The organism is Nocardia sp. NPDC056100 (assembly GCF_042266325.1).
Taxonomy (GTDB): Bacteria; Actinomycetota; Actinomycetes; order Mycobacteriales; family Mycobacteriaceae; genus Nocardia.
On record NZ_JBHJVY010000003.1, the window covers coordinates 798,493 to 822,592 of the forward strand.

Genomic DNA, 24,100 nt, shown 5'->3' on the forward strand with positions numbered 1-24,100 from the left:
GGTATCGCCCGTAGATTCGGTGCGCGCTCGTCCAGTGCGAGGTGGGGTAGAGATGGAACCACAGCCGCGCCCGGGAGGCTCCCGGAGCGACTCTACTCGGCCCGAAACGGCCACGCAGGCATATGTTCCCGTGAGCATCACCGATGAGCTCGAGGCCATGGGACTGATCGATGCCGAGGAGGTCGGCCGCGGCGGCTTCGGGGTGGTTTTCCGCTGCACGCAGCGCGTACTCGATCGGGTCGTCGCGGTGAAGGTGCTCTCCACCGAGATCGACGATGAGAGCCGCGAGCGCTTCCTGCGCGAGGAGCACGCCATGGGGCGGCTCTCCGGGCATCCGAATATCGTCGACATCCTCCAGGTGGACGTGACCGCGAGCGGGCGGCCGTACATTGTGATGCCGTATGCCACGCACGGTTCGCTGGAGCAGCTCGTCCGCGATAACGGTCCGCTGACCTGGTCGGATTCCCTGCGGGTCGGGGTGAAGCTGGCGGGCGCGATCGAGACCGCGCACCGCGCGCAGGTGCTGCACCGGGATGTGAAGCCCGCCAATGTGCTGCTGAGCCGATACGGCGAACCGCAGCTCACCGATTTCGGCATCGCCCGGATTCCGGGTGGTTTCCGCACCTCCACCAGTTTGATCACCGGATCGCCCGCGTTCACCGCCCCCGAGGTGCTGCGCGGTGACGAGCCCACCGTGCGCTCGGATGTGTACGGCCTCGGCTCCACCCTGTTCGCACTGCTGACCGGGCATGCCGCCTATGAGCGGCAGGCGGGGGAGAAGATCGTCGCGCAGTTCCTGCGCATCACCAGCGCCCCGCTGCCGGATCTGCGGGAACAGGAGATTCCGCCGGATGTGGCCGCGGCCATCGAGGCCGCCATGTCCCCGGATCCGCGCGATCGCCCGGAGTCGGCGGTGGAATTCGGTGATCTGCTGCGCACGGTGCAGACCGGGCACGGGCAGGTGCCCGATGAGATGGCGCTGCTGGACAGCGCCGGTGACGAGGCGGATTCCGAAGCCACCGAACAGTATTCGCGCCAGCGCACGGTGATGAACTCACCGCGCAACCGCTCGCTGACCCTGCGCCCGCCGAGCACCCCGAGCGGGACCTTCACACCGGTGGGCGGGTCCGTTACGCCGAGCGGGCATACGCTACCGCCAACGGCCGCAACGAAATTCCGGCCGCCGACGCCCGCGCGCGAACCGGTGGCGCGGCCGCGGCTGCTGGAACCGCTGCGGGCGGGCGGCAGGCGACGGCTCGCGGTCATTCACGGTCCGGCGGGATTCGGCAAGAGCACGCTGGCCGCGCAATGGTGCGCCGAACTCACCGATCGCGGGGTGTCGGTGGCCTGGATCGCCATCGACCGATACGACGACAACGAGGTGTGGCTGCTCGCGCACATCATCGCGGCCATTCGCAGGGTGCGGCCCGAACTCGGGGCCGGACTGGAGCAGGTGCTGGAGGAGCGGCCCGCCGAGGCGGTGCCGTACGCGGTGTCCGCGCTGATAGACGAGGTGCACGCGGGCGGGAACACCATTGTCGTGGTGGTGGACGATTGGCATCGGGTGACCGATACCGGCGCGCACCGGGTGATGGACAATCTGCTCGACAACGGCTGTCACCATCTGCGTTTCGTGATCACCAGCCGCGAGCGCTCCGGATTGCCGTTGAGCCGCATGCAGGTCGCCGATGAACTCGTCGAAATCGATTGCGATCAACTGAAACTCACCGAGGCGGAGACGCGGCAGATTCTCGTCGACCGCACCGGGCTGCAACTCACCGACCGTCAGGTCGAGCAGATCTACGCCGCCACCGACGGCTGGCCCGCCGCCATCCAGCTGGCGAGCCTGTCCCTGCGGGCCGCCGGGGCGGACGCCGATCAGCTGATCACTCGAATATCCGGTGACAGCAAGGCGATTCGCGAATACCTCGCCGAGAATGTGCTCGACAGCCTGGAACCGGCCATGCTCGACTTCCTGTCCGCCATCGCCGTGCCGGAGCGGGTGAACGCCTCGCTCGCCGAGGCGCTGAGCGGCAGCGCCGAGGCCGGTGCGCTACTGGATCAGGCCGAGCAGCGAGAGTTGTTCGTGCACCGGCTGTCCGATGACTCGTCCTGGTATCGCATGCAGCCGATGGTGGCCGAACATCTGCGGGCGCGACTGGAACGCGCCCAGCCTGGACAGGTCAAAGCGTTGCACCGCAAGGCTTCCCGCTGGTTTGCCGAGCATCAGTTGCTGCGGCAGTCGGTGGATCACGCTTTGGCCGCCACCGATTTCAAGTTCGCCCTGGATCTCATCGAGAACGGCGGCATGGATCTGATCGACCGCTCCCGGCTGGCCACGCTGTTCGGGACGGTATCGAAACTGCCTGTGCAGCAGGTGACTTCGCGCAGCAAGCTGTTGATGGCGCTGGCCCGGGCGAATGTGAATCTGCAACAGTCCGGCGCGGCCCGCACCGCGCTGGGCCGCCTGTCCAGCATGCTGGCGCGCAGTTCGCCCACCGATGCCGAGGCGGTGAATCAGCGCTGTCAGGCGGCCGTGCTCGATGCCGCCGATCAGGTGGCGCGCGATCGCACCGACGGCGTCCTGGACAAACTCGCCGACAGTCTGCGGCTGGCGGAGGAACTGCCGCCCTGGACGGTCTCCACCGCCGCGAATCTGGCCTCCTTCGTGCGGCTCTGCGAATTCGATTTCGACGGCGCGCGCCGCATGCAGGAGTGGGCCGCGCCGTATCACGCACTGTCCGCGGATCCGCTGGGTGCGGTCTTCGGTCTCTGCGGTCAGGGTGATGCCGCCTACGAACAACTCGATATCGATTCCGCCACGGCGTTTTTCGAACAGGCCTGGCAGACCGCGCGTGATCGCTCGGGTCCGCACTCGCAGCCGGTGCGGGTGGCCGCCGCCCTGCTCGGCGAGCTCGCCTATCGCCGCAATGATCTCGACAGCGCCGAACGCCTGCTGGACCAGAGTTATCAACTCGCCACCCACGTGGGGCCGGTCGACTTCCTGATCAGCACCTTCGTCATCGGTGCCCGCGTGAAGGCGGTGCACGGCGATCTGGACACCGCCACCGCCAGACTCGATGAGGGCGCGCGAATCGCCCTGGATCGCAAGCTCAATCGCCTCGCCGCCCATATCAGGGCCGAGCGCTTCCGCCTCGGCCTGCCGCCGGATCAACTCACCGCGGGCCTGGTCACCGACCCGATGACCCGCCCGGTCCGGCATCTGTCCGGTGCGGCCGCCCTGGCCGCCGAGGCCGAGGAATTCGCCACCGTCCGAGCACTGCTCTACCGCCACTACCGCGGCGACGATCGCGGCCCCGCCGATGACCTGGCCCCGCTGGGCACCGATGACACGGCCGTCAAACGCGCCCGCGCCCTGCACGCCCGCATTCGCGAGAAGAACCGCCCGCGCGCGGAAATGGATGCCGCCCTGCTGCTCACCGAATGCCTGTCCGCATCGGGCTGGGTGGGGGAGTCCATCGCGGTGCTGACCCCGGTGGTGGTGCGGTTCGCCCCGCTCGGCTGGACCCGGCCCTTCCTGGACGCGGGCCTCGGCGTGCGCAATATCCTGCGCACCATGCGCACCCAGCTCCCGCTGGTGGATATCGGCAGTCCCGACGCCCCTGAACTGCCGCGCGCCTTCCTGGATTCGCTGCTCTGATCGCGCGCCGCCGCCCTGATTTCGCGGTGGGTTCCGGTGGGAATGTTTCGCCGGGGTGTCGGTTCTGTCATGCCGGTGTGGCGGGGTTCGCCAGGCGACCTCGAGGGGGTTCACAGGGTTTCTCGAGGAACGGCGTTGAGAATCGCCGTCGTGCTGTTCACCCGTGTGCTGTCGCAGAGTCCTCCGCTCGGTCCTCCTCCCGCACCGCACGTTCCGGTGATGACGGGGCGGGGTGGGAACTTCCACCATGGGATTTCGCTGTTGCACGGGTGGTTACCGCAGGTGGTGTTGTTCGGGACGGTGTTCGCGCTGATCGTGGCGCTGGCCCGGTTCAAGCGGAATTGGTGGCTGTTCTCGGTGCCGGTGTGTGTGGCGCTCGGGGTGGCGGCGGCCTGGGGTGCGTGGCTGTACATGATGGACGAGGGGCTGGCCTCGGATCCGGCGCCGATGCTGCTGTGGGTGTGCATCGCCATGATCGCGGCGGCGGGCGGGGCGTTCATTGTCGGCTGGCGGTCGGGACCGTGGTGGCAGCAGGGGGCGGCGCTCTTGGCCGTGCCGCTGGCGCTGGTGAACGCGCTGATCGTGCTGAATCAGTGGGTGGGCTACTACCCGACGGCGAATGCCGCGTGGGAGGCGCTGACGGCCGAACCGCTGCCGCATCAGACCTCACTGGCGTCGCTGGCCTCGCTGCGCAATACCAATGTGGGCTCGGGACGCATTGTGCCGGTGGATATTCCGGAGTCCGGCAGTCATTTCAAGCATCGCGAGGAGTACGTGTACCTGCCGCCCGCGTGGTTCGCCGGTGACAAGCCGCCCGCGCTGCCGGTGGTGATGATGATCGGCGGGGAGTTCAACACCCCGGCGGACTGGGTGCGCAGCGGCCAGATCATGCCCGCCGTGGACGATTTCGTGAACGGCAACAACGGTCAGGCGCCGGTGCTGGTGTTCGTCGATTCCGGCGGCAGTTTCAACAATGACACCGAATGTGTGAACGGCAGCCGCGGTGACGCCGCGGACCATCTCACCAATGATGTTCCGGACTATATGAAGTCGGCGTTCGGGGTGTCGGCGGATCCGGCGAAGTGGGCGGCGGTGGGCTGGTCCATGGGCGGCACCTGCGCGGTCGATCTGGCGGTCATGCACCCGGAGCTACTGCACACGTTCCTCGATATCGCCGGTGATCTCGGCCCGACGGCGGGCACCAAGGAGCAGACGATTCGCCGCCTGTACGCCGGAAACGCCGACACCTGGGCGCAATTCGATCCGCAGACGGTGATGGCCAAGCATGGGCCGTACACCGATATGGTCGGCGTCTTCGACGATCTGACCCCGCCGCAGCATCAGGGCGGTATGCGCAACGGCGGCAACGGCAACGGGAACGGCAACGCCAATGCGAACGGCTACGGCAACGGCGGTAACTTCCGCCCGAAACAGCCTGCCGCCGATGATGATTCGGTCGGCCTGGGCGGTCACGACGGCGTCTTCGACACCGGTGAGCTGGGTGCGGCGAACACCCTCTGCGAGGATGGCCGCCGCGTCGGCATCGATTGCACGGTGCACACCGCGGAGGGCGGTCATACCTGGCAGTTCGCGTCGTCGGCGTTCACCTCGACGCTGCCGTGGCTGACCGCCCGTCTCGGGCTGCCGGTGCCGAACCTGTCGTAGGGCCTGTTCCCGGGGCCTAGGGCTTCCACCACGGGCGCAGCGGTACCGTCCACGCCTGGTCCTCGCCGAGCTTGACCCCGAGCACCTGGTGCAGCTGCACCACATTGCGTTCGAAGCCGAGCTGACAGCCCGCCATGTACAGGCCCCACACCTTGGCGGTGCCCTCACCGACCTCGTCGACGGCGGCTTCCCAGTTCTTCACCAGGTTCTCGCACCATTCGGCCAGGGTGAGCGCATAGTGCCGGCGCAGGTTCTCCTCGTGCAGCACCTCGAGACCCACGTTCTGGATATCGGAGATGATGCGCCCGGAGCCCGCTAGCTCACCGTCGGGGAAGACGTAGCGGTCGATGAAGTCGCCCGCCTTGGTGGTGCGGGTGTTCTCCGGCCGGGTGATGGAGTGGTTGAGGAAGGTGCCGCCGACCCGCAGCTTGGACTTGATGAATTCGAAGTAGGCCGGGTAGTTGTGCACGCCGATGTGCTCGGTGAGCCCGATGGAGGAGACGGCGTCGAAATCGCCCTCGCGCACATCGCGGTAGTCCGAATGCCGCACCTCGGCGAGTTCGGTCAGGCCCTCTTCGGCGATCTTCTGCTGCGCCCATTCCGCCTGTTCGGCGGAAAGCGTTGCGCCGATGACCTTTACGCCGCGCTTGGCGGCGTAGCGAACCATGCCGCCCCAGCCGCAGCCGATATCGAGCAGCCGGTCTCCGGCCTTCAGGTTCAGCTTGTCGAAGACGAGCCGGTACTTGTTCTCCTGCGCCTGTTCCAGGCTCCACTGCTCGTCCTCGTACACCGCGCAGGTGTAGGTCATGGAGGAGCCCAGGACGTACTCGTAGAAGGTGTTCGAGACGTCGTAGTGGTGGTGGATGGCCTCGGCGTCGCGAGTCTTGCTGTGCCGCAGCCCTTCCAGTGCGATGCGCCGCCAGCGCGGCAGCGTCTCCTGCGGCGGCGGGGCGACCGGCTTGAGCAGTTCCCAGCCCAGCGAGCGCGCGATGACGACCAGCTGCATGGCGGTGGGGCGCCGGAACTTCAAGCCCGCCATGGCTTTCAGCAATTCGTACGGGTCGCCCGCGTGCACGCCGTGCGCGATCATATCGCCGGAGATGTAGGCGCGCGCCATGCCGAGATCACCGGGTGCGTTGGCGACATAGTTGACGCCGCGCGGGTGGATGATCTCCAGGCCGAACTCGGAGTCCTCGGGGCCGGTGCTGCTGCCGTCGTACGCGGTGAAGCGGATCGGCATCGGGCCCTCGATGAGGGTCTCGAAGATCTCGGCAATGGTGAGTTTTGTTCCGAGCTCGGCGAAAACGTCGGAACGATCCTTGAACGTGGTCACTTGCGTTGCACCGCCTTCGAGTACAGATCCAGTAAACGAGAATCCGGGTCGTAGGTTGCCTTGAGTTGGGCGTAGGTCTTGCCGCCGTAATAGAGCTCGGCGAACTCGTCCTGCTCGTAGTAGGAGTCCGAGTAGAGGGATTTGTGCCCGTCGAGCGCGGACACCTCTTTCTCGATGGCGCGGTTGGCCGCGCCCTCCTGCTGTCCCGGCCGGGTCGGCACGGCCGACCAGAAGCCGACGTTCACATAGGTGCGATCGGGTTCCAGGGGGTAGAGCGGCCACGGCCGCTCCGGTCCGCCGGAGTCGCGCAATCGCAAGGGGCACAACCAGATCGGCTCGATCGGTATCTCGCGCAGGAACCAGTCCAGGAAATCGGCGGTGCGCTCGATGGGCACCTCGATGTCCTGCACCACGCGTTCGCGCGGCAGATTGCCCTGCCGGGCCTCCATGCGGTCGCCGATGTGGTACTTCTGGTCGAGTCCGATGAGCTTCCAGTAGAAACTGCTGCGCCGGTACTTCTTCGGCCAGAAGCGGCGGATCTTCGGGTTCTGCGCCCCGAACGCCCGTGAGCACCAGAACCAGTCGGTGTCCCAGCGCCACAGATAGTCCGAGATGGTCAGCCGGTCGCGCTTGGGCTCGGTCGAATCGTGCTGGATGGACCGGTAGAAGATGTCCATATCGGTGTAGTCGCTGACCGGTCCGGGTTCATCGGTCTGCCGCCCGAGCACCAGGTAGCTCTCGTCGGCGGTGAACACCACGCCGTCGAGGTAATCGACCCGCTCCCCGGCGTACGAGCGGTCCGCGATGATCTGCGCCATGGTCGTTTCCAGCTCCCGCAGTTCATGAAACCTTATGTGGCGCAGTGCCACATAAGGTTCGACCGCTTCGAGCTGGATCTTCAGCCGGGTGGAGTAGCCGAGCGTGCCGTAGGAGTTCGGGAAGCCGCGGAACAGGTCCGCGTGCTCGCCGTCGGGGGTGGCGGTGATGATCTCGCCCGCCCCGGTGAGCACGTCGATCTCCAGGACGGATTCGTGCGGCAGCCCATTGCGGAACGAGGTCGACTCGATACCGAGTCCGGTGACCGCGCCGCCCAGGGTGATGGTCTTGAGCTGCGGCACCACCAGCGGCGCGAGCCCGTACTGCAGGGTGACCGCGACCAGATCCTCGTAGGTGGTCATGCCCGCGACGTCGGCGGTCTTGGCATGCCGGTCGACCGCGATGACCTGTGTCAATCCGGAGACGTCGAGTCCGGGCGCGGTGCTCTTGGCCCGGGCGCGGAACAGATTGGAGGTCTTCTTGGCCAGCCGGACATTCGCATCGGGCGGTATGGCTCGATACGAAGCGAGTAGCCGATCGACCCCTGCCTGATGCGCTGCGAACCCTGATTCCCGCACGGCCGGTATCCGGCCTGCCTTCCCCAACAGACTCACTGCCACCCCCGGAACGCTAGCCTGCACCGACCGGTACGGCCAGCAGGAGCACACCGGCGGGGCGGTTTTTCACGCACAGTTTGCATACGCATCAACACCCGCTACCAGCCGCATATCGAGTCTATTCCCGTTATCCCGGTGATTATAGTTACTAGAGCTAACTATCTGGATGTATTTCCGCTCCGGAGTTTTTCCGGTCTTCGCGCCTGTGTCGAACGCCGCGACTGCTCGGGGGCGGACGGCGCTATAGCGCGCACCGCTGCTTGAATGAGGCGGTGCGTTGGCGTCCGAGCAACCTGGATAAAGTCCGGCTGGCGCTGCTGGCCGCCGGATTGCTCTGTGTGGCAACCGGATTGCTACCCCGCGCCGAGGCGGCCGACAATATGCGCCGGATCGCGCCGCTGCTGTTGTTTCTCGGCAGTGTGATCGTGCTGGCCGAACTGGCCCGCGCCGCCAAGGTATTCGATGTGATCGCGCATCGGCTCGCGATCGTGGCGGGCGGCGACTACGCCGCGTTGTTCCTACTGTGCGGGCTCTTCGCCACGGTGACCACCGTCGTGCTCAATCTCGACACCACCGCGGTCCTGCTCACCCCGGTCATGCTGGCCCTCGCGGTGCCGGCGCGGATCGCCCCGCTGCCGCTGGCCATGACCACGCTGTGGCTGGCCAATACCGCGAGCCTGCTGCTGCCGGTCTCGAACCTCACCAATCTGCTCGCCGCCGATCGCGTCGGCCTCGATGTGACCGGTTTCGCGGCCCGCATGTGGCTGCCGCAGCTGCTGTCCACGGTGGCAACCATGGTGTGCCTGTGGGTGTTCTACTGGCGGCGTTCGCGGCGCGGCGCGGATCGCTATGTGGTGCCGGAACCGGTGCGCCCGGCCGATTCCCGGGAACGGTGGCTGCTCTGGTCGACCGGCGGCGCCTGCCTGGCCTTCGTGCTGGCGATCCCGCTGGCCGGTGATCACATCGGTTACGCGGCCGCCGCCGCGGCGCTGATCGCCCTGATGGCGTTCGCGATCTTCGACCGCTCGGTGCTGCGGCCGTCGCTGTTCCCTTGGCAGCTGCTGGTATTCGTCGCCGGACTGTTCCTGGTGGTGCCCACCCTGAGCCGGTTCGGCCTCTCGGATCTGATGCACGGATTGATCGGCGACGATCCGGGAGCGTCCGGTGCGTTCCGCGCGGCGGGTGCGGGCGCGGGCCTGTCCAATATCGTGAACAACCTGCCCGCCTACACCGCCGGTGAGGCCGTGATCCCGGATGCCAACCGAAATCAGTTGCTGGCCTTGCTGATCGGCTCGAATGTCGCCCCGATCGTGACCCCGTGGGCCTCCCTGGCCACCCTGCTGTGCCTGGAGTTCTGCCGCGTCTATCGGGTGCGGGTTCCGCTGGCGCGCTTCGTACTCTCCGGTCTGGTGCTGGCTGTCACCGCGACCACACTGGCCGTCGCGGGTCTGCTGCTCACCGGCTAGCGCGACGCGGAACCGAATCTGAAAGTGTTGTGCGGCTGGGGCTGGGGCTAAAGTCTGGGAGGCGGAACAGCACAGCGGGAATTAAGGAGCACATGGTGGGACAGGTCAGCGCCTCCAGTTCGATCGTCGTGACGGCGGATCCGCAGCGCACCCTCGAGGCGATCGCGGACTACGAATCGGTGCGGCCGCGCATCAACTCCGCGCACTACCTGGACTACAAGGTGGTCGAGGGCGGCAAGGGTGCGGGCACCGTGGTGGATTGGACGCTCAAGGCCACCGAGAAGCGGTCGCGCAATGTGCACGCCACCATCTCGGTCTCCGATTCCATGGTGACCGAACGGGATTCGAACTCCTCCATGGTCACCACCTGGACCGTGACCCCGCAGGGCAGCGGTTCGCTGGTCACCACGCGCACCAGCTGGAAGGGCGCGGGCGGGATCGGCGGCATCTTCGAGGGCATCTTCGCACCGCTCGGCCTGAAGAAGATCCAGGCCGAGGTGCTGGAGAACCTGAAGCGGGAACTCTCCTAACCGGCGATATCGAAGAGGTTGCCCTCGGGGTCGGCGAGCGTCGACCACTTGATGCCGTACTCGTCGAAATCGGCGATGTGCTTGGCGCCGAGGGCAACCGCGCGTTCGATCTGCTTGGCGAGATCCTCACCGTGCAGATCCAGATGCACCACATTCTTGCCCGGCGTCTTGTCCGGCACCCGGATGAACATGAGCGTCGGGGTGACGCCGGTGCTCTGCCCGACGGTGGCGAATTCCCGGTTGGCGTCCGGATCGACGGTGCGCTCCAGCAGCTGCGCCCAGAATCCGGCGAGTTCGGCGGCGTTGTCGCAGTCCACGGTGATGTTGGCGATGGTCAATGGCATGGCGGTTCTCCTGTTCAGAGCCGGCCGATGGGCCAGCAGATTTCGGTGATGTAGTCGGCCTCGGCGACATCGCCGGGACCGGCCAGATAGCGTTCGCGGACGGGTTCCGCGAGCGCCGAGTCATGTTCGGCGACATAGCTGCCCAGTGCGCCGTAGGTGCGATCGAAATCGGTGAACGGACCCAGGTGCACCGCCACCGCGAAGCGGCGGGCGGGCAGATCGATCACCGTGCCGAGCGCGGCGCAGCGCTCCCGATCGGCGGGTGCGATGGGGACGAAGGCCACCACCTCACCGCGATCGTTCTCGAAGAACTCCATGGCGTAGGTCGCGCTGCCGGGGCCGTCCGGTGCGATGCCCGCGGCTTCCAGAGCCTGGTACAGCGTGCCGAAACTGGTGTCGCACCACACATCGATGCCGTCGCGGGACACCACCTCGGCGATCGCGAGCGCGGGAAAGCTGGGGACGGAACGATATTCGACCTTCAGCGGCTCATCGCCGGGCGGCAACAGCAGCGCCCGCAGCGAGGCCACCACATCGCGGGTGCGGGCGAGTTCGGCTTCCATGCGCTCGAGATGTGCGCGCAGTGCGGCATCGCGCGTCCCGCGGTCCGGCGCGTCCAGCACCGCTTTGATCTCCGGCACCGGCATATTCAGCTCGCGCAGGCGGCGGATCAGATGCGCGCGCTCCACCTGATCGGTCGAATAGAAGCGGTACCCGGTGCTCGGATCCACCGTGGCGGGCGGCAGCAATTCGATCTCGTGGTAGTAGCGCAGCGCTTTCACGCTGAGATAGCTGAGCCGGGAGAACTCCCCGATCGGAACCGTCGCTGTCATGCCTTCAGCGAACACTCTCCCACCGGGGGAGAGTCAAGAGCGCCGCGCGGAACGACGACTAGGCTGGGCACCGTTACTTCCCCCGCAGAGAGGACACGCCGTGCAACCCGGTGGAGAGTTCGATATCCAGCAGTTGATGGCCCAGGCGCAGCAGATGCAGGCAGCCGTGATGGCCGCACAGCAGGAGATCGCGGAGTCCGAGGTCGAGGGCGAGGCGGGCGGTGGCCTGGTGCGCGCCCGGATTCGCGCCACCGGTGAGGTGCTGGCGCTGACCATCGACCCCAAGGTGGTCGATCCCGAGGATGTGGACACCCTGCAGGACCTGGTCATCGGCGCGCTCAACGCGGCCATGGAGAATGCCCAGCAGCTGGCCGCCGATCGGCTCGGCCCGCTGGCCGGTGGTCTCGGCGGACCCGGCGGGGCGCTGCCGGGTTTCTGAGCCCGGGCTGCTGAGATAGGCGCTGCCCGGCTGATATGACCGCGTCCGGGTTTCGGACAGGAATACGGCCGGGCGGTTTCGGCCACGGGAAGGTGGAGGCGTGTACGAGGGTCCGGTTCAGGATCTCATCGACGAGCTGGGCAAACTGCCCGGTGTAGGTCCGAAGAGCGCACAGCGCATCGCGTTTCACCTACTCGGCGTGGAACCGCCGGAGATCGACCGGCTCCAGGCGGCCCTGCAGAAGGTGCGCGACGGCGTGCGCTTCTGTGCCGTCTGCGGCACCGTCTCCGACGGTGAGCTCTGCCGGATCTGCTCCGACCCGCGCCGCGACCGCACCATGATCTGCGTGGTCGAGGAGCCCAAGGACGTGCAGGCCATCGAGCGCACCCGCGAATTCCGCGGCCGCTACCACGTATTGGGCGGAGCCCTGGACCCGCTGTCCGGTATCGGCCCCGATCAGCTCCGCATTCGGGAACTGCTGCAGCGCATCGGCAATCAGGAAGACGGCATCGACGTCAGCGAAGTCATCATCGCCACCGACCCGAACACCGAGGGCGAAGCGACGGCGACCTACCTGGTCCGCATGCTCCGCGATTTCCCGGGCCTCAGCGTCACCCGCCTCGCTTCGGGCCTCCCCATGGGCGGAGACCTCGAATTCGCCGACGAATTGACCCTGGGCCGAGCCCTTTCCGGCCGCCGAGCGCTCTAGGCCCACCGAACGGGGTTTCAGGGGTTTACCCCTGAGAGTTACGAGAGTTGTCTAAGTCCAGACCGGCGGTGCCAGTGCCGCCGGTTGCGGGCAGGGAATGTGCTGGCTGTTCCTCGGTATATCGGCACCCGCCCCCGTGGCGTGCAAAGCGACTACCGCGGCCAGCGCGGCGGCTATTCCGGCGAGTACCGCCAGGCTCTTACGTAGCCTCGGTGTCGCTTTCTTCGGGCGTAGCTTCACAGTTCTCTCCTGCCTCAGGGGAACAGCACAGCGCGAAATTAGTGAAAGGCTAGCGTTCCTACGCCTGCGCGGACTTAATCTCTCGGGTGCCCAATCCCGAATCGAGACGCTGTTGTTATTCGGCCGCGCACATCGACCGCAGTACCCCGCGCATGATCGGCCACCCGTATTTGGCCGGAGCGAACGCCATTACCTTGGCGATATTGATCGGCGTAAGCACCGCTGAGCTGGCGAAACCGCCGATTCCCGCCACCATGCTCGCCAGGCTGATGAGCAGGCTCGCACTGTCGAGCGCGGCATAGGCCAGGTCCCCGGAGTTCTCGATGGAAACATCCGCGAGCGGCACGGTGTCGAGCAGCCGCCCCTGGTGGATATCGAATCCCAGATTGGTGAGGAAGGTCAGCGGCCCGTAATCGATGGCATTGGGAATCGGCCCGAGCTCCTCGACCGGCCGCATGACCAGCGGCCCGGCGACTTGATGGTCCCGCAGGAATGCCTGAATCGAATCATGCGCATTGTTCAATGTGTCCCGATCGACCGGCAGCTCGGGATGATTCGCCAGATACGCACGGGTCCGCTCGAATATCTGCCGGGTGCTGAGCCCGCCCGCCGGACGGCAATCCTCGCCCGCGAGCACCAGTTGATTCGCGAGATCCTCGATATGCGCGGGCACTTCGAAACTCTGATAGATCTCGTCATCGGTGAAGGAGAGATCCAGCGGCGCATAAGAATTGGGGATATTGCAGGTATCCCCGACGCGATCCTGAATAACCCGCGCCATCCGATGCACGCCCTTGAACATGCCGCCGACCATGCCGCGCAACATATATCCCACGCGCGGAACCATATTCGCGGCCATCTGGGTCGGAATCTTCACGATCCGATTGGAAAGGACGAAGACCTCGATGGCGTCGTTCACGGTGAGTTCGGAGACGGTGACGGTGGTGTTCATCCGCCCGGTGCGCACGGCGTCGAGGCCATTCACGATGTAGGTGACGATCGGATCGTCGATATCGTCCAGCCGCTGCCCGACGGTGCCGGGATCGACCGGCAGCAGATTGCGGTGAATTCTGGTGGCGGCCACGGTCTGCCGGAATTCATTCACTTGCTGGTCGTATGCCACCAGCTGTGGCGCGGGTACGACGGTGCGCAGGGCCGAGGCGGCGGCGGTGATGACATTGTCGAAAGTGGGTGCGCCGGTGGCGCAGTCGGCATCGCTGATGGCGATGTCCGCGAGCGTGCCGTCGGTCGGCGCGGCCTGTGCCGTATTGCCCATCGGGGTGAGTGCGGTGGTGCCGACCAGGGCGGCGATGGTGCATGCGCCAGCCAGTGGCGCGAGTCGAGAGAACCTCATCGTGTCTTCCGTGCAGGGTCCGGGCGCGCCGAAGCGTACCGGGAACGACTAATCAGTTAGGTAAGGTTTACCTCACGTTGTCCGATTTGTCGCATGGTTGCTAAACCATTGCCCTGTCTGGTAAGCCCAGCTCAGAAGGTGATGCGCTGCCAATTCAGGGCATCGAAGTTGGACCGATCGCCGAGCGTCCACGACCAGATCAGATCCGCGACCGTGCTCGGATCATCCACGCGCACGGTGAAATGGCGGTCCGGTGACCCGTCCCGGTACTCCACGTCGTAGCGGCCGTCCTCATGCCGGTAGGTCTGGATGTAGGTCTGATCACCGCTCTCCACGATCAGATACGGACCGGGCGCGGTGAGTTCCGGCACCCACAGGTGCGCGAGTTCGCTTGTGAGATACGGGAAATCGCCCGCACCGCCGTGCGATACCGATACCGGCACCGCACCGGCGGGATCGATGAGCCAGGCCAGCTGCGGATCGTAGACGGCGTACCCGCGCGGGGTCGCCAACTCGAAAAGCAGTGCCCGCACATGCCCGATGGCGTCGTACGGGCTGGAGATGAACAGCGCCTCACCCATGGCCCCGTCGGCGGCGGGCGCACCGAGGAAGGCGTCCTCCTCGATGAGCTCACCATTGCGCGCGTCGAGCTCGGCGGCCATCGCGGCCACCGGCTCGGCGGCGGGCTTACGATCCTGCGCGGTCAGGAACGCGTCGATCTCGGCGGCCGTCGCGGCGACGCCGGAGGGTAGTAGAACGTGGTCGTAGCTCACCTGACCAGGCTAGTAGTCACCCGGCGAGGGTCTGCGGGCCGGTGCTGAACTCGGGCTCGACGCATTCGCAGCCGCCCGCGATATCGGAGCAGTCGGCCAGATAGGGGTGGCGTAGCCGGTCGGTGTCCGCGCATGCCCAATCGGTGCACTCGGCCGAACCGTCGGCATGTGCGATGAGCGTTCCATGGCAGGAATTCATGCGTCCTCCTTCAACCGTCTACTCGAAATCCAAGCACCCGGGTCCGACAAGCAGGGGGAGGTCACCGCGTGTCGTCCGATCTGTCGGGAATAAACCCAGCGTGTCTCGGCCTGGCGTGGTGAACTTGACTATGGGGATTCGGGTTTCCCTCGAACATCGCACCACTTACACCTTCGATCGCCCCGTGCGGATCCATCCGCACGTGGTTCGTTTGCGACCCGCGCCGCATACGCGCACCGCGATTCAGTCGTATTCGATGCACGTCACCCCGGCCGAACACTGGGTGAACTGGCAGCAGGACGCGTTCGGAAACTTCCTGGCACGCTTGGTGTTTCCCGAACCGGCGCAGGAGTTGTCCATCACCGTCGGCCTGATCGCCGATATGGATGTGGTCAACCCCTTCGACTTCTTCGTCGAAGAGGCCGCCGAGCATTTCCCGTTCACCTATGTCCCCGCGCTGGCCGCCGATCTCGAGGCGTATCTGCGCCCCGTGGACGAAGGCGAATCAGGTTCCGGCCCAGGCAAAGCCGTACTCGACTGGGTGGCCCGGCATCGGCCCGCGGACGAACCGCGCACCATCGAATTCCTGATCGCCCTGAATCAGGCGCTGTGCCAGGACGTCGGGTACACCATTCGGCTGGAACCCGGTGTGCAGACACCGGATCACACGCTGGAGTCCGGCCTCGGCTCCTGCCGTGATTCGGCCTGGCTGCTGGTGTCCATCCTGCGCGAATACGGGCTGGCCGCCCGCTTCGTCTCCGGCTACCTCATCCAATTGGCCCAGGACGTACCGTCTTTGGACGGACCCTCGGGCCCGCCCGCCGACTTCACCGATCTGCACGCCTGGACCGAGGTGTATCTGCCCGGTGCGGGCTGGATCGGCCTGGACCCCACCTCCGGCCTGTTCGCGGGTGAGGGCCACATACCGCTGGCCGCCACCCCGCACCCGGTCTCCTCGGCCCCCATCACCGGTGCGACCGATCCGGTGCAGGCCACCCTCGACTTCACCAATACGGTCCATCGCATTCACGAGGACCCGCGAGTCACGCTGCCCTACAGCGATATTCAATGGGAGCGCATTACCGAGGCCGGAGCCGCCGTCGACGCTCGCATGAGCGCCGCGGGCATCGACCTCACCCTCGGCGGTGAACCCACCTTCGTCTCCCTCGACGATCAGACCGGCCCGGAATGGACCACCGATGCCGACGGACCCCGAAAGCGTGAACGCGCCGCCGATCTCGCCCAGCGTCTGCGCCGCGTCTACGCCCCGCGCGGCCTGACCCAGTATCGCCAGGGCAAGTGGTATCCCGGAGAACCCCTGCCGCGCTGGGAGATAGCGCTGCTCTGGCGCACCGACGGCGAACCCCTGTGGAATCACCCCGAACTGCTCGCCGACCCCTGGCTGTCCCCGCCGATCGCCCAGCTGAACCAGGTCGCGCACCGCTCCGGCGGCCGCTCCTCGACCCGCACCACCGATGAACAAATCCGGGCGAGCCGCGCGAACGAGGAACGCCGCGCCGCCCTGCTCGGCGAACAACGCCGCGCCCTCCAGGCGAACGCGGCGCTCGGCGCACCCATCGTGCCGACCCCACTCCACCTCAGGCCGGATCCCCTTGCGCCGCAGCCGGAGAACACGCCCGCTCCTCCCGGGACCGATCCCGATGGTGCGCGAGCAGCGCATTCGGCGGACGCGAGTCCCGAGATCGATTCGGCCGCGCCGCAACGCGATAGCACGGCAATGCCGCCGGTCGAGGCAGATCCGGAGTCGGCCGAATCGGTCCCGTCCGGGTCCGGCGACCGGGACGTTCCCGGTGATAGCTCTGCGGATCTCGATGCCGGTAACGGTGCACACCACCCGGCTATGGATCCCGATACGGCGCAGCGTGCCAGCACGGGAGCTCCACACGTCGAGGCGGACCCGCTCGAATCAGGTGGCGGTCGCGGCGAATCTGCCGCCGGTAACGGTGCAGGCCACCCGGCAGAGAATGCGCACGGGGATTCGCCGCTGGAACATGATGGGGGAGAGGTTGTCCGGAGTGCTTCGAGCGCCGACGACAGTGTGGATGACGCGCGTGATCTGATCGCGCATGTGGTGGCGGGGCTGGGTTTGCCGCCGTCGCAGGTGCGGGCGGCATATGAGGATCCGCTGCTGCGGATGGCCGCGCACGCGGCGCTGCCGAGTGGCGATCCGGTCGAACGCGAGGACGATATTGCGCCGGAACGTGATTCGGCACTGGCGCGGCGAGAACTGCTGGAAAGACTCGATTCCGGGGTGGGCGCACCCGCGGCGTATGTGCTGTCGCTGTATCGGCGCGCCGATGAGGCGGGCTGGGCCAGTGCGGACTGGCGGCTGCGGCGCGGCCGAATCATCTTGACGGAGGGGGATTCTCCCGCCGGGCTGCGATTACCGCTGGGGTCGGTATCGTGGCAGGCCCCGCCCGCGCGGCCGGAGGCGGACCCGTTCGCGCCGCGGCTGCCGCTCGCGGCGGATGAGCCGTCCGCGGTGCTGGAATCGGCCGATCGAGCGCCGATCTCCGCGCTGGTGGCGGAGATTCGCGATGACCGGCTGTACGTCTTCCTGCCGCCGGTGCCGGAATTCGGTGCGTTCTGCGATCTGGTGCGCCGGGTCGAGGAGGCGGCACTGGCGATCGGGCGGCCGGTCGTGCTGGAAGGCTACGGCCCGCCCGCTGATGACCGGCTGCAATCGCTCTCGATCACCCCGGACCCGGGCGTGATCGAGGTGAACGTGCAGCCGACGACGAGTTTCGCCGAACAGTCGACGCTGCTCGAAACCCTCTACGAACAAGCCAGATTGGCGCGGCTGAGCACCGAATCCTTCGATGTGGACGGCACCGATCGCGGTACCGGCGGTGGCAATCACATCACGCTGGGCGGTGCCACCCCGGCTCGGTCGCCGATGCTGCGGCGTCCCGATCTGCTGGTTTCCATGCTGCGCTACTGGCAGCGGCATCCCGCGCTGTCCTATCTGTTCTCCGGCCGTTTCATCGGCCCCACCTCACAGGCTCCGCGCGCCGATGAGGGCCGGGTCGAGGCGCTCTACGAAATGGAGATCGCGTTCGCCGAGATCGCCAGGCTGAGCCGCGATTCCACCTCGGGCACCGGGGGAGCGGGCGGTCACGCGAGATTCGACGACGGTGTCCTGCCCGGATCGCAGGGCGCGATCCCGCGCGAGAATGCCGCCGCCCCCTGGGTTGTCGATCGGGCACTGCGTCATCTGCTCACCGATCTGACCGGCAACACCCATCGCGCCGAATTCTGCATCGACAAGCTGTACAGCCCGGATTCCACGCGCGGGCGGCTCGGTCTGGTGGAATTGCGCGGGTTCGAGATGCCGCCGCATTTCCGCATGGCCATGGTGCAATCGCTGCTGGTGCGGGCGCTGGTGCTGCGGTTCTGGGAGCAGCCGTACACCGCGCCGCTCATTCAGCACGGTGCGAATCTGCACGGCCGCTATCTGCTGCCGCATTTCCTGGCCGCCGATATCGCCGATGTGGTGGCCGATCTGCGGTCGCACGGTATCGAATTCGATATCAGCTGGCTGGAACCGTTCTCCGAGTTCCGTTTTCCGCGTTTCGGCACGGTGGTGCTCGGCGATGTGGAAATGGAATTGCGCGGGGCGATCGAACCGTGGAACACCCTCGGCGAGCAGACCACCGCGGCCGGGACCGCGCGCTATGTGGATTCCTCGGTGGAGCGCATGCAGGTGCGGGTGACCGGTGCCGATCGTGGGCGATATGTGGTGACCTGCAATGGATTCCCCATCCCGCTGATGGCCGCGGGCAAGGCCGATGTGCAGGTCGGCGGTGTCCGGTATCGCGCCTGGCAGCCGCCGGAATCGCTGCATCCCACCATCACCGTGGACGCCCCGCTGACCTTCGACGTGGTGGATCTGGAGACCGGTCTGTCCCGGGGCGGCTGCACCTATCACGTCGCGCATCCGGGCGGCATGTTCTATGCCGGGCCGCCGGTGAACGCGATGGTGGCGCAATCGCGGCGCAACCGGCGCTTCGAACCGGCCGGGCATACCTCCGGTCCGGTCGACATCGCGGATCTGCGTGCCAAAATGGCCATACAGGCCACGGATATCGGCGCGCCTGGGATCCTCGACCTACGCCGGGCGCGCACGGTCTGGGGTACCGGCGACCGGTAGGCACACGCTGAAAGTGGTGACGGTGGGAGCTGCCGGGGAGTACGCGAAATACCGTGCGGCGGCAGCCGATACGGGTTCCTTCGATGCCGTCGGCCTGCCCGTCGACGGCTACTACGACGAACTGGTGAACGACGGCGGCCGCCTGCGCCCGCTGTGGGCCGAACTGTCCGCCGAATTCCTGGAGCAGGGCCGGGACGGTCTGCACGCCCTCGATGCCCGGGTGCGCCGCCGCATCGAGGACGACGGCATCACCTACACCGATCTCGGTGGCGACGCGAATGAGCCCGCCGCACCGCGACCCTGGCGACTTGACCCGATTCCACTGCTGCTGGACGCCGCGGACTGGCAGGGCCTGGAGGCGGGCGTGGTGCAGCGCTCGCGACTGCTGGACGCCCTGCTCGCCGATGTATACGGGCCGCGCCGCACCCTCACCGCGGGCCTGCTGCCGCCCCAGGTGGTGTTCGGCTGCCGCGGCTATATGCGTGCGGCGCACGGGATCTCACTGCCCGGGCGGCATCAGCTGTTCCTGCACGCCTGCGATATCAGCCGCCGTAGCGACGGCGGTTTCCGGGTGCTCGCGGATTGGGCGCAGGCGCCCTCGGGCGCGGGGTACGCGCTCGCCGATCGGCGGGTGGTGTCCGCGGCCATTCCGGCGGCCTTCGAATTGGCCAGTCCGCTACCGCTGAATCCGTTCGTGCGCGCCATGCGGCTCATGCTGGTGGAGGCCGCGCCGCCCGCCGCCGCGGAGGAACCCGTGGTGGTGGTGCTCAGCCCCGGCCCGCATTCCGAAACCGCCTTCGATCAGGCGTATCTGGCGTCGGTGCTGGGTTTCCCGCTGGTGGAGAACGCGGATCTGGTGGTGCGCGACGGACGTTTGTGGATGCGTTCGCTGGGCACGCTCAAACAGGTGGACGTCGTATTGCGCCGAGTGGATGCGGAATTCTCCGATCCGCTGGACTTGCGGCCGGATTCGCGTCTGGGAGTGGTGGGATTGGTCGAGGTGCTGCGGCGCGGTGCGGTCACCGTGGTCAATACGCTCGGCAGCGGACTGCTGGAAAGTCCGGCCCTGGCGGCGTTCCTGCCCGAACTCTCGCGCGCGCTGCTCGATCAGGACCTCATCCTGCCGAGTGTCGAAACCTATTGGGGCGGAGACGATTCCCAGCGCACCAAACTGCTCGCCGACCTGCCCAGGCTGATTCTGCGCTCCACCGTCGACGATGCCACCGTGTTCGGATCCCTGCTCACCCGGCCGCAACTCGACGAATGGCGGGACCGCATCACCGCCGAGGGCTGGAAGTGGGTGGGCCAGGAACCCGCCCGCTTCTCGGTGGCCCCTGCCGTGGCGGGGTCCGGCGAATTGGCCGCCGCACCGGTCGCGGTCCGGCTGTTCTCACTGGCCGGGCGGGTCGGATATCGCGTCATGGCGGGCGGACTCGGCCAACTGCATCAGCGCACCGGTCCGGACGGCATGATCGGCGAGGCCACCGCCAAGGACGTCTGGGTGCGTGCCGCCCCGGCCGCGGTGCCCGCCACGGAGATCCCGGAGGAGCACGAACGCCGCGCCCCCGTCCTCCCCACCCTCGACGTCATCAGCTCACCGCGCGTCCTGAACGACCTGTTCTGGATGGGCCGCTACGCCGAACGCGCCGAGGCCGCCGTCCGGCTACTCGGCGCCACCCACGACCGCTACCAGGACTACCGCTACCGCCCCTGGATGGAGGGAGCGGAAGCCATGCCCATCCTCATCGCGGCCCTGGGGCATATGACCGGCACCACTCCGCCACCGCCGAGAAAGACACCACCGCAACCGGATTCGACCGGCGCATCACCGGATCGCGTTGGCGCTGATCCGTATCCAGCCGGGCAGCAACAGAATTCGAGCGACCAACGGCAGAGCGAGGGCGGCCTGTCTCAAAGTCAAGGGTCGAGCGGGCAGACTCAGGGCTCCGGCGGCCAGAGCCAGAGCCAAGGTTTCGGCGGCCAGAGCCAGACTCAGGGTTCCGGTGGGCAGAGTCAGAGCCAAGGTTCCGGTGGGCAGAGCCAGAGCTTCGGTGGGCAGAGCCAGAGCCAGGGCTTCGGCGGCCAGAGCCAGGGTGGGCAGAGTCAAGGTTCGGGTGGTCAGTGGCAGAGCCAGGGGACGCCGTCGCCGGAGTTGTCCGCGGCGGCGCGGCGGCGCGAGTTCTCCGATCAGCCGACGGTGCCCATCGCGCTGCCGGGTGCTTCGCGGCGCGATCACGGCTATCTGGTGTCGTTGACGGTCGACCGGGAGCTGCCCGGGTCGCTGGCGTTCGCCATCGAGCGGTACGGGAAGGCGGCTCGCGCTGTGCGAGACCAGCTTTCACCGGATACCTGGATGATTCTCGGTGCCATCGATCGTGCGCTGTCGGAATACCGTGGCGCGCGCGGGGATCGGGGCGCGGCGCTGTCGGCGGTGCATTCGCGTGCGCTCGCCGCACTGCTGTCGCTGTCCGGCATCGACGCGGAATCCACTGTGCGCGACACCGGTTGGCATGTGATGGATATCGGCCGCAGGCTGGAGCGCGGCTTGGCGCTGTCGTCCCTGCTCGCCGCCGCGCTCACCGATTCCTATCCGGATCCGGTCAGCCGGGTGGTGACCGAGGCGGTGCTGCAGGCCAGTGTGTCCGCGGTGAGTTATCGCAGGCGGCACGGTGATTCGGTGCGAGTCGCCGCGCTCGCGGGCCTGCTGCTGTTCGACGCGGGCAATCCGCGCTCGCTGGCCTATCAGCTGGAACGCCTGGAAGCGGACTTCCTGGCGTTGCCCGCCGCTTCGGGATCCTCGCGCCCGCAACGGCTGTTGACCGATGCTCAGCGAATGCTGCGCCGCGTCGACCCGGCCGATCTGGAGGTCACCGACAGCGCGGGCTGCCGCACCGAACTCGCCGAACTGCTGGACGGGGTGCACCTGCGCCTGCGCAAGATCTCCGAATCGTTCGAGACCACACGGCTTTCGGTGCCGCGTGAGATCCAGCCGCTGTGGGGCTCCACCCGGGTGGTGGAGTGAGGATGCGCCGCTATCGGGTTGTGCACAGCACCGTCTACGTGTACTCGGACGCGGTCACCAGTTCCTACGGCCGCGCCTATCTCACACCGCGCGAATTTCCGAGCCAGCGTTTGCTCTCCCATGAGGTCCGGATCGATCCGGTGCCGTCGGATCGTTCGGTCGGCACCGATGTGTACGGCAACACCACCCTGTATTTCCATGTCACCGCCGATCATCGCCGCCTGGAGGTGACCGGTGAATCGGTGGTCGAGGTGCGCAATCCGCCGGATCCGCCCGCGCCCGCCCCGTGGGAGAAAGCCTGTCCGTCCATCGAGAACGGCCCGCTCGCAGTGGAATTCACACTCGATCTGAATCCGCCCGAGATCATTCCCGAGGTCGCGGCCTATGCCGCCGAATCGTTTCCGCCCGGTCGCCCGCTGCTCGAGGCCGTCGAGGAGTTGACCGCCCGCATCTACACCGATTTCACCTACGAATCCGGTTCCACCAATGTCAGCACCCGCGTCGCGGACGTCTTCGCCGATCGGCGCGGCGTCTGCCAGGATTTCGCCCGGCTCGGCATCGCCTGCCTGCGCTCGCTCGGCCTGGCCGCCCGCTACGTCTCGGGTTATCTCGCCACCGATCCGCCGCCCGGTAAGGAACGCATGGTCGGCGCGGACGCCACGCACGCCTGGGCCGCGGTCTGGCTGCCGGACGGCAGCGCCGAGGGCCACTGGGTCGATTTCGATCCCACCAACAATCAATTCGCCGATGAACGCTATGTGACCGTGGCCTGGGGCCGCGATTACGCCGACGTACCGCCGGTGCGCGGCATCATCTACACCGACGCCAAGGAGAGCAGTATCCGGGTCTCCGTCGACGTCGCCCCGATAGAGGTGTGACATGCGTGACTTCGCCTGCCCCAACTGCGGTCAGCAATTGGCCTTCGAGAACTCGCTGTGCCTGCACTGCCGCAGCCCACTGGGTTTCAGCCTCGCCGATCGCACACTGCTGGTGCTGGCCAAGGACGCCGCGCCCGAGGAGACGCACGACCATCCAGAGGGCGAAGTCATCGACCCCAATCTGGACGGCGTCGTGGACGCGAACACCTTCCGCCTCTGCGACAACCGGCATGTGGCGCAATGCAATTGGCTGGTGCGCGGCTCCGGCCTGTGCGAATCCTGCCGCCTCACCCGCACCCGGCCGTCCGATCAGGACGAGCACTGGCTGCCCGCCTTCGCCGAGGCCGAGGCCGCCAAACGCCGTCTGCTGGTGGAACTCACCGAACTCGGCCTGCCCATCGTGGACCGAATCGCGGATCCGGAATTCGGCCTGGCCTTCGATCTGCTCGCCAGCGCCGACCATCAGGTCATGACCGGCCATGAGAACGGGGTCATCACCCTGGATCTGGCCGAAGGCGATGACGTGCACCGCGAACAATTGCGCGTGGAGATGTCCGAGCCCTACCGCACCCTGCTCGGCCATTTCCGGCACGAGATCGGCCACTACTTCTTCCCGGTACTGGTGACCGATGCCGAGCTGGAGCGGTCGCGCACCCTGTTCGGCGATCCCTTCGCCGACTATCAGGCGGCCCTGGACAAGCACTACGCCGACGGCCCGCCACCCGGCTGGGAGTCGAGCTTCGTCTCCTCGTACGCCACCATGCATCCGGCCGAGGACTGGGCCGAAACCTTCGCGCACTACCTGCACATTCGCGACACCCTCGATACCGCCGCCGCGTTCGGCTTCGCCCCGGCGGGCGCGACCATGGATCGCCCGCAGGTCGGCCGCTCCGGTTTCGACCGCATCATCGAACTCTGGCTACCGCTGGCCTGGTCGCTGAACATGGTGAACCGCTCCATGGGCCATCCCGACCTCTACCCGTTCGTGCTGGCCGGGCCGGTACTGGAGAAAATGCGGTTCATCCACGAACTGTGCACCGCCGCTTGATC

The 24,100-nt window shown here is 67.0% G+C and carries 17 protein-coding genes; 10 read left to right on the forward strand and 7 right to left on the reverse strand.

Going from position 1 to position 24,100, the window contains the following annotated elements:
* Nucleotides 1-130: 130 nt before the first annotated feature.
* Both ACFC0O_RS25820 and ACFC0O_RS25825 read left to right on the forward strand, forming a co-directional pair.
* Nucleotides 131-3,661 carry a protein kinase gene (locus ACFC0O_RS25820; protein ID WP_375962038.1) on the forward strand — a complete coding sequence of 1,177 codons (3,531 nt, stop codon included), beginning with the start codon at nucleotides 131-133 and terminating at the stop codon, nucleotides 3,659-3,661.
* A gap of 219 nt (nucleotides 3,662-3,880) precedes the next feature.
* Entirely contained in the window at nucleotides 3,881-5,326 is a 1,446-nt protein-coding gene (locus ACFC0O_RS25825) for an alpha/beta hydrolase (RefSeq protein WP_375962041.1), read from the forward strand.
* Nucleotides 5,327-5,342: 16 nt separating this feature from the next.
* Here ACFC0O_RS25825 and ACFC0O_RS25830 read toward each other — a convergent pair whose 3' ends face one another.
* Together ACFC0O_RS25830 and ACFC0O_RS25835 are read right to left on the reverse strand one after the other, a co-directional pair.
* A complete protein-coding gene (locus ACFC0O_RS25830) occupies nucleotides 5,343-6,659 on the reverse strand; it encodes a class I SAM-dependent methyltransferase (RefSeq protein ID WP_375962043.1) in 1,317 nt (438 codons plus the stop codon).
* Nucleotides 6,656-8,089 carry an FAD-binding oxidoreductase gene (locus ACFC0O_RS25835; protein WP_375963826.1) on the reverse strand — a complete coding sequence of 478 codons (1,434 nt, stop codon included), beginning with the start codon at nucleotides 8,087-8,089 and terminating at the stop codon, nucleotides 6,656-6,658. Before ACFC0O_RS25835 ends, ACFC0O_RS25830 begins: the two co-directional genes overlap by 4 nt.
* A gap of 275 nt (nucleotides 8,090-8,364) precedes the next feature.
* Here ACFC0O_RS25835 and ACFC0O_RS25840 point away from each other — a divergent pair, with 275 nt between their 5' ends.
* Together ACFC0O_RS25840 and ACFC0O_RS25845 are read left to right on the forward strand one after the other, a co-directional pair.
* Entirely contained in the window at nucleotides 8,365-9,558 is a 1,194-nt protein-coding gene (locus tag ACFC0O_RS25840) for an SLC13 family permease (RefSeq protein WP_375962045.1), read from the forward strand.
* A 95-nt stretch (nucleotides 9,559-9,653) separates the two neighbouring features.
* The gene (locus ACFC0O_RS25845; RefSeq protein ID WP_364637356.1) at nucleotides 9,654-10,088 is read left to right on the forward strand and encodes an SRPBCC family protein; all 435 of its coding nucleotides are present in this window, start codon (nucleotides 9,654-9,656) and stop codon (nucleotides 10,086-10,088) included.
* Here the strand turns inward: ACFC0O_RS25845 and ACFC0O_RS25850 are convergent.
* On the reverse strand, nucleotides 10,085-10,432 hold the full coding sequence (locus ACFC0O_RS25850) for a VOC family protein (protein WP_364637358.1): 348 nt from the start codon (nucleotides 10,430-10,432) through the stop codon (nucleotides 10,085-10,087). The genes ACFC0O_RS25845 and ACFC0O_RS25850 overlap by 4 nt on opposite strands.
* Nucleotides 10,433-10,446: 14 nt before the next feature.
* Nucleotides 10,447-11,265 carry a MerR family transcriptional regulator gene (locus ACFC0O_RS25855; protein ID WP_375962048.1) on the reverse strand — a complete coding sequence of 273 codons (819 nt, stop codon included), beginning with the start codon at nucleotides 11,263-11,265 and terminating at the stop codon, nucleotides 10,447-10,449.
* 100 nt (nucleotides 11,266-11,365) lie between these two features.
* Between ACFC0O_RS25855 and ACFC0O_RS25860 the strand changes: the two genes are divergently transcribed.
* Both ACFC0O_RS25860 and recR read left to right on the forward strand, forming a co-directional pair.
* On the forward strand, nucleotides 11,366-11,704 hold the full coding sequence (locus tag ACFC0O_RS25860) for a YbaB/EbfC family nucleoid-associated protein (RefSeq protein WP_364637362.1): 339 nt from the start codon (nucleotides 11,366-11,368) through the stop codon (nucleotides 11,702-11,704).
* 100 nt (nucleotides 11,705-11,804) lie between these two features.
* Nucleotides 11,805-12,413 (forward strand): recombination mediator RecR, encoded by a 609-nt coding sequence (recR, locus tag ACFC0O_RS25865; protein ID WP_364637364.1) that lies wholly within the window; start codon nucleotides 11,805-11,807, stop codon nucleotides 12,411-12,413.
* A gap of 355 nt (nucleotides 12,414-12,768) precedes the next feature.
* Here the strand turns inward: recR and ACFC0O_RS25870 are convergent, their stop codons facing one another.
* The 3 genes from ACFC0O_RS25870 to ACFC0O_RS25880 all read right to left on the reverse strand — a co-directional run bounded on the left by ACFC0O_RS25870 (nucleotide 12,769) and on the right by ACFC0O_RS25880 (nucleotide 14,979).
* Nucleotides 12,769-14,007 (reverse strand): hypothetical protein, encoded by a 1,239-nt coding sequence (locus ACFC0O_RS25870; RefSeq protein ID WP_375962051.1) that lies wholly within the window; start codon nucleotides 14,005-14,007, stop codon nucleotides 12,769-12,771.
* A gap of 131 nt (nucleotides 14,008-14,138) precedes the next feature.
* Entirely contained in the window at nucleotides 14,139-14,780 is a 642-nt protein-coding gene (locus ACFC0O_RS25875) for a hypothetical protein (RefSeq protein WP_375962053.1), read from the reverse strand.
* Between the two features lie 16 nt (nucleotides 14,781-14,796).
* Complete coding sequence (locus ACFC0O_RS25880) at nucleotides 14,797-14,979, reverse strand: hypothetical protein (RefSeq protein ID WP_364637368.1); 183 nt, start codon at nucleotides 14,977-14,979, stop codon at nucleotides 14,797-14,799.
* 130 nt (nucleotides 14,980-15,109) lie between these two features.
* Between ACFC0O_RS25880 and ACFC0O_RS25885 the strand changes: the two genes are divergently transcribed.
* Genes ACFC0O_RS25885 through ACFC0O_RS25900 form a run of 4 tightly spaced genes read left to right on the forward strand, consistent with a single transcriptional unit; the run spans nucleotide 15,110 to nucleotide 24,098 of the window.
* Entirely contained in the window at nucleotides 15,110-19,150 is a 4,041-nt protein-coding gene (locus ACFC0O_RS25885) for a transglutaminase family protein (protein ID WP_375962055.1), read from the forward strand.
* 16 nt (nucleotides 19,151-19,166) lie between these two features.
* Nucleotides 19,167-22,172, forward strand: coding sequence for a circularly permuted type 2 ATP-grasp protein (locus tag ACFC0O_RS25890; RefSeq protein WP_375962058.1), 3,006 nt, complete (start codon nucleotides 19,167-19,169; stop codon nucleotides 22,170-22,172).
* Between the two features lie 2 nt (nucleotides 22,173-22,174).
* A complete protein-coding gene (locus tag ACFC0O_RS25895) occupies nucleotides 22,175-23,050 on the forward strand; it encodes a transglutaminase N-terminal domain-containing protein (protein WP_375962061.1) in 876 nt (291 codons plus the stop codon).
* A 1-nt stretch (nucleotide 23,051) separates the two neighbouring features.
* Nucleotides 23,052-24,098 (forward strand): putative zinc-binding metallopeptidase, encoded by a 1,047-nt coding sequence (locus ACFC0O_RS25900; protein ID WP_375962063.1) that lies wholly within the window; start codon nucleotides 23,052-23,054, stop codon nucleotides 24,096-24,098.
* Nucleotides 24,099-24,100: the final 2 nt, after the last annotated feature.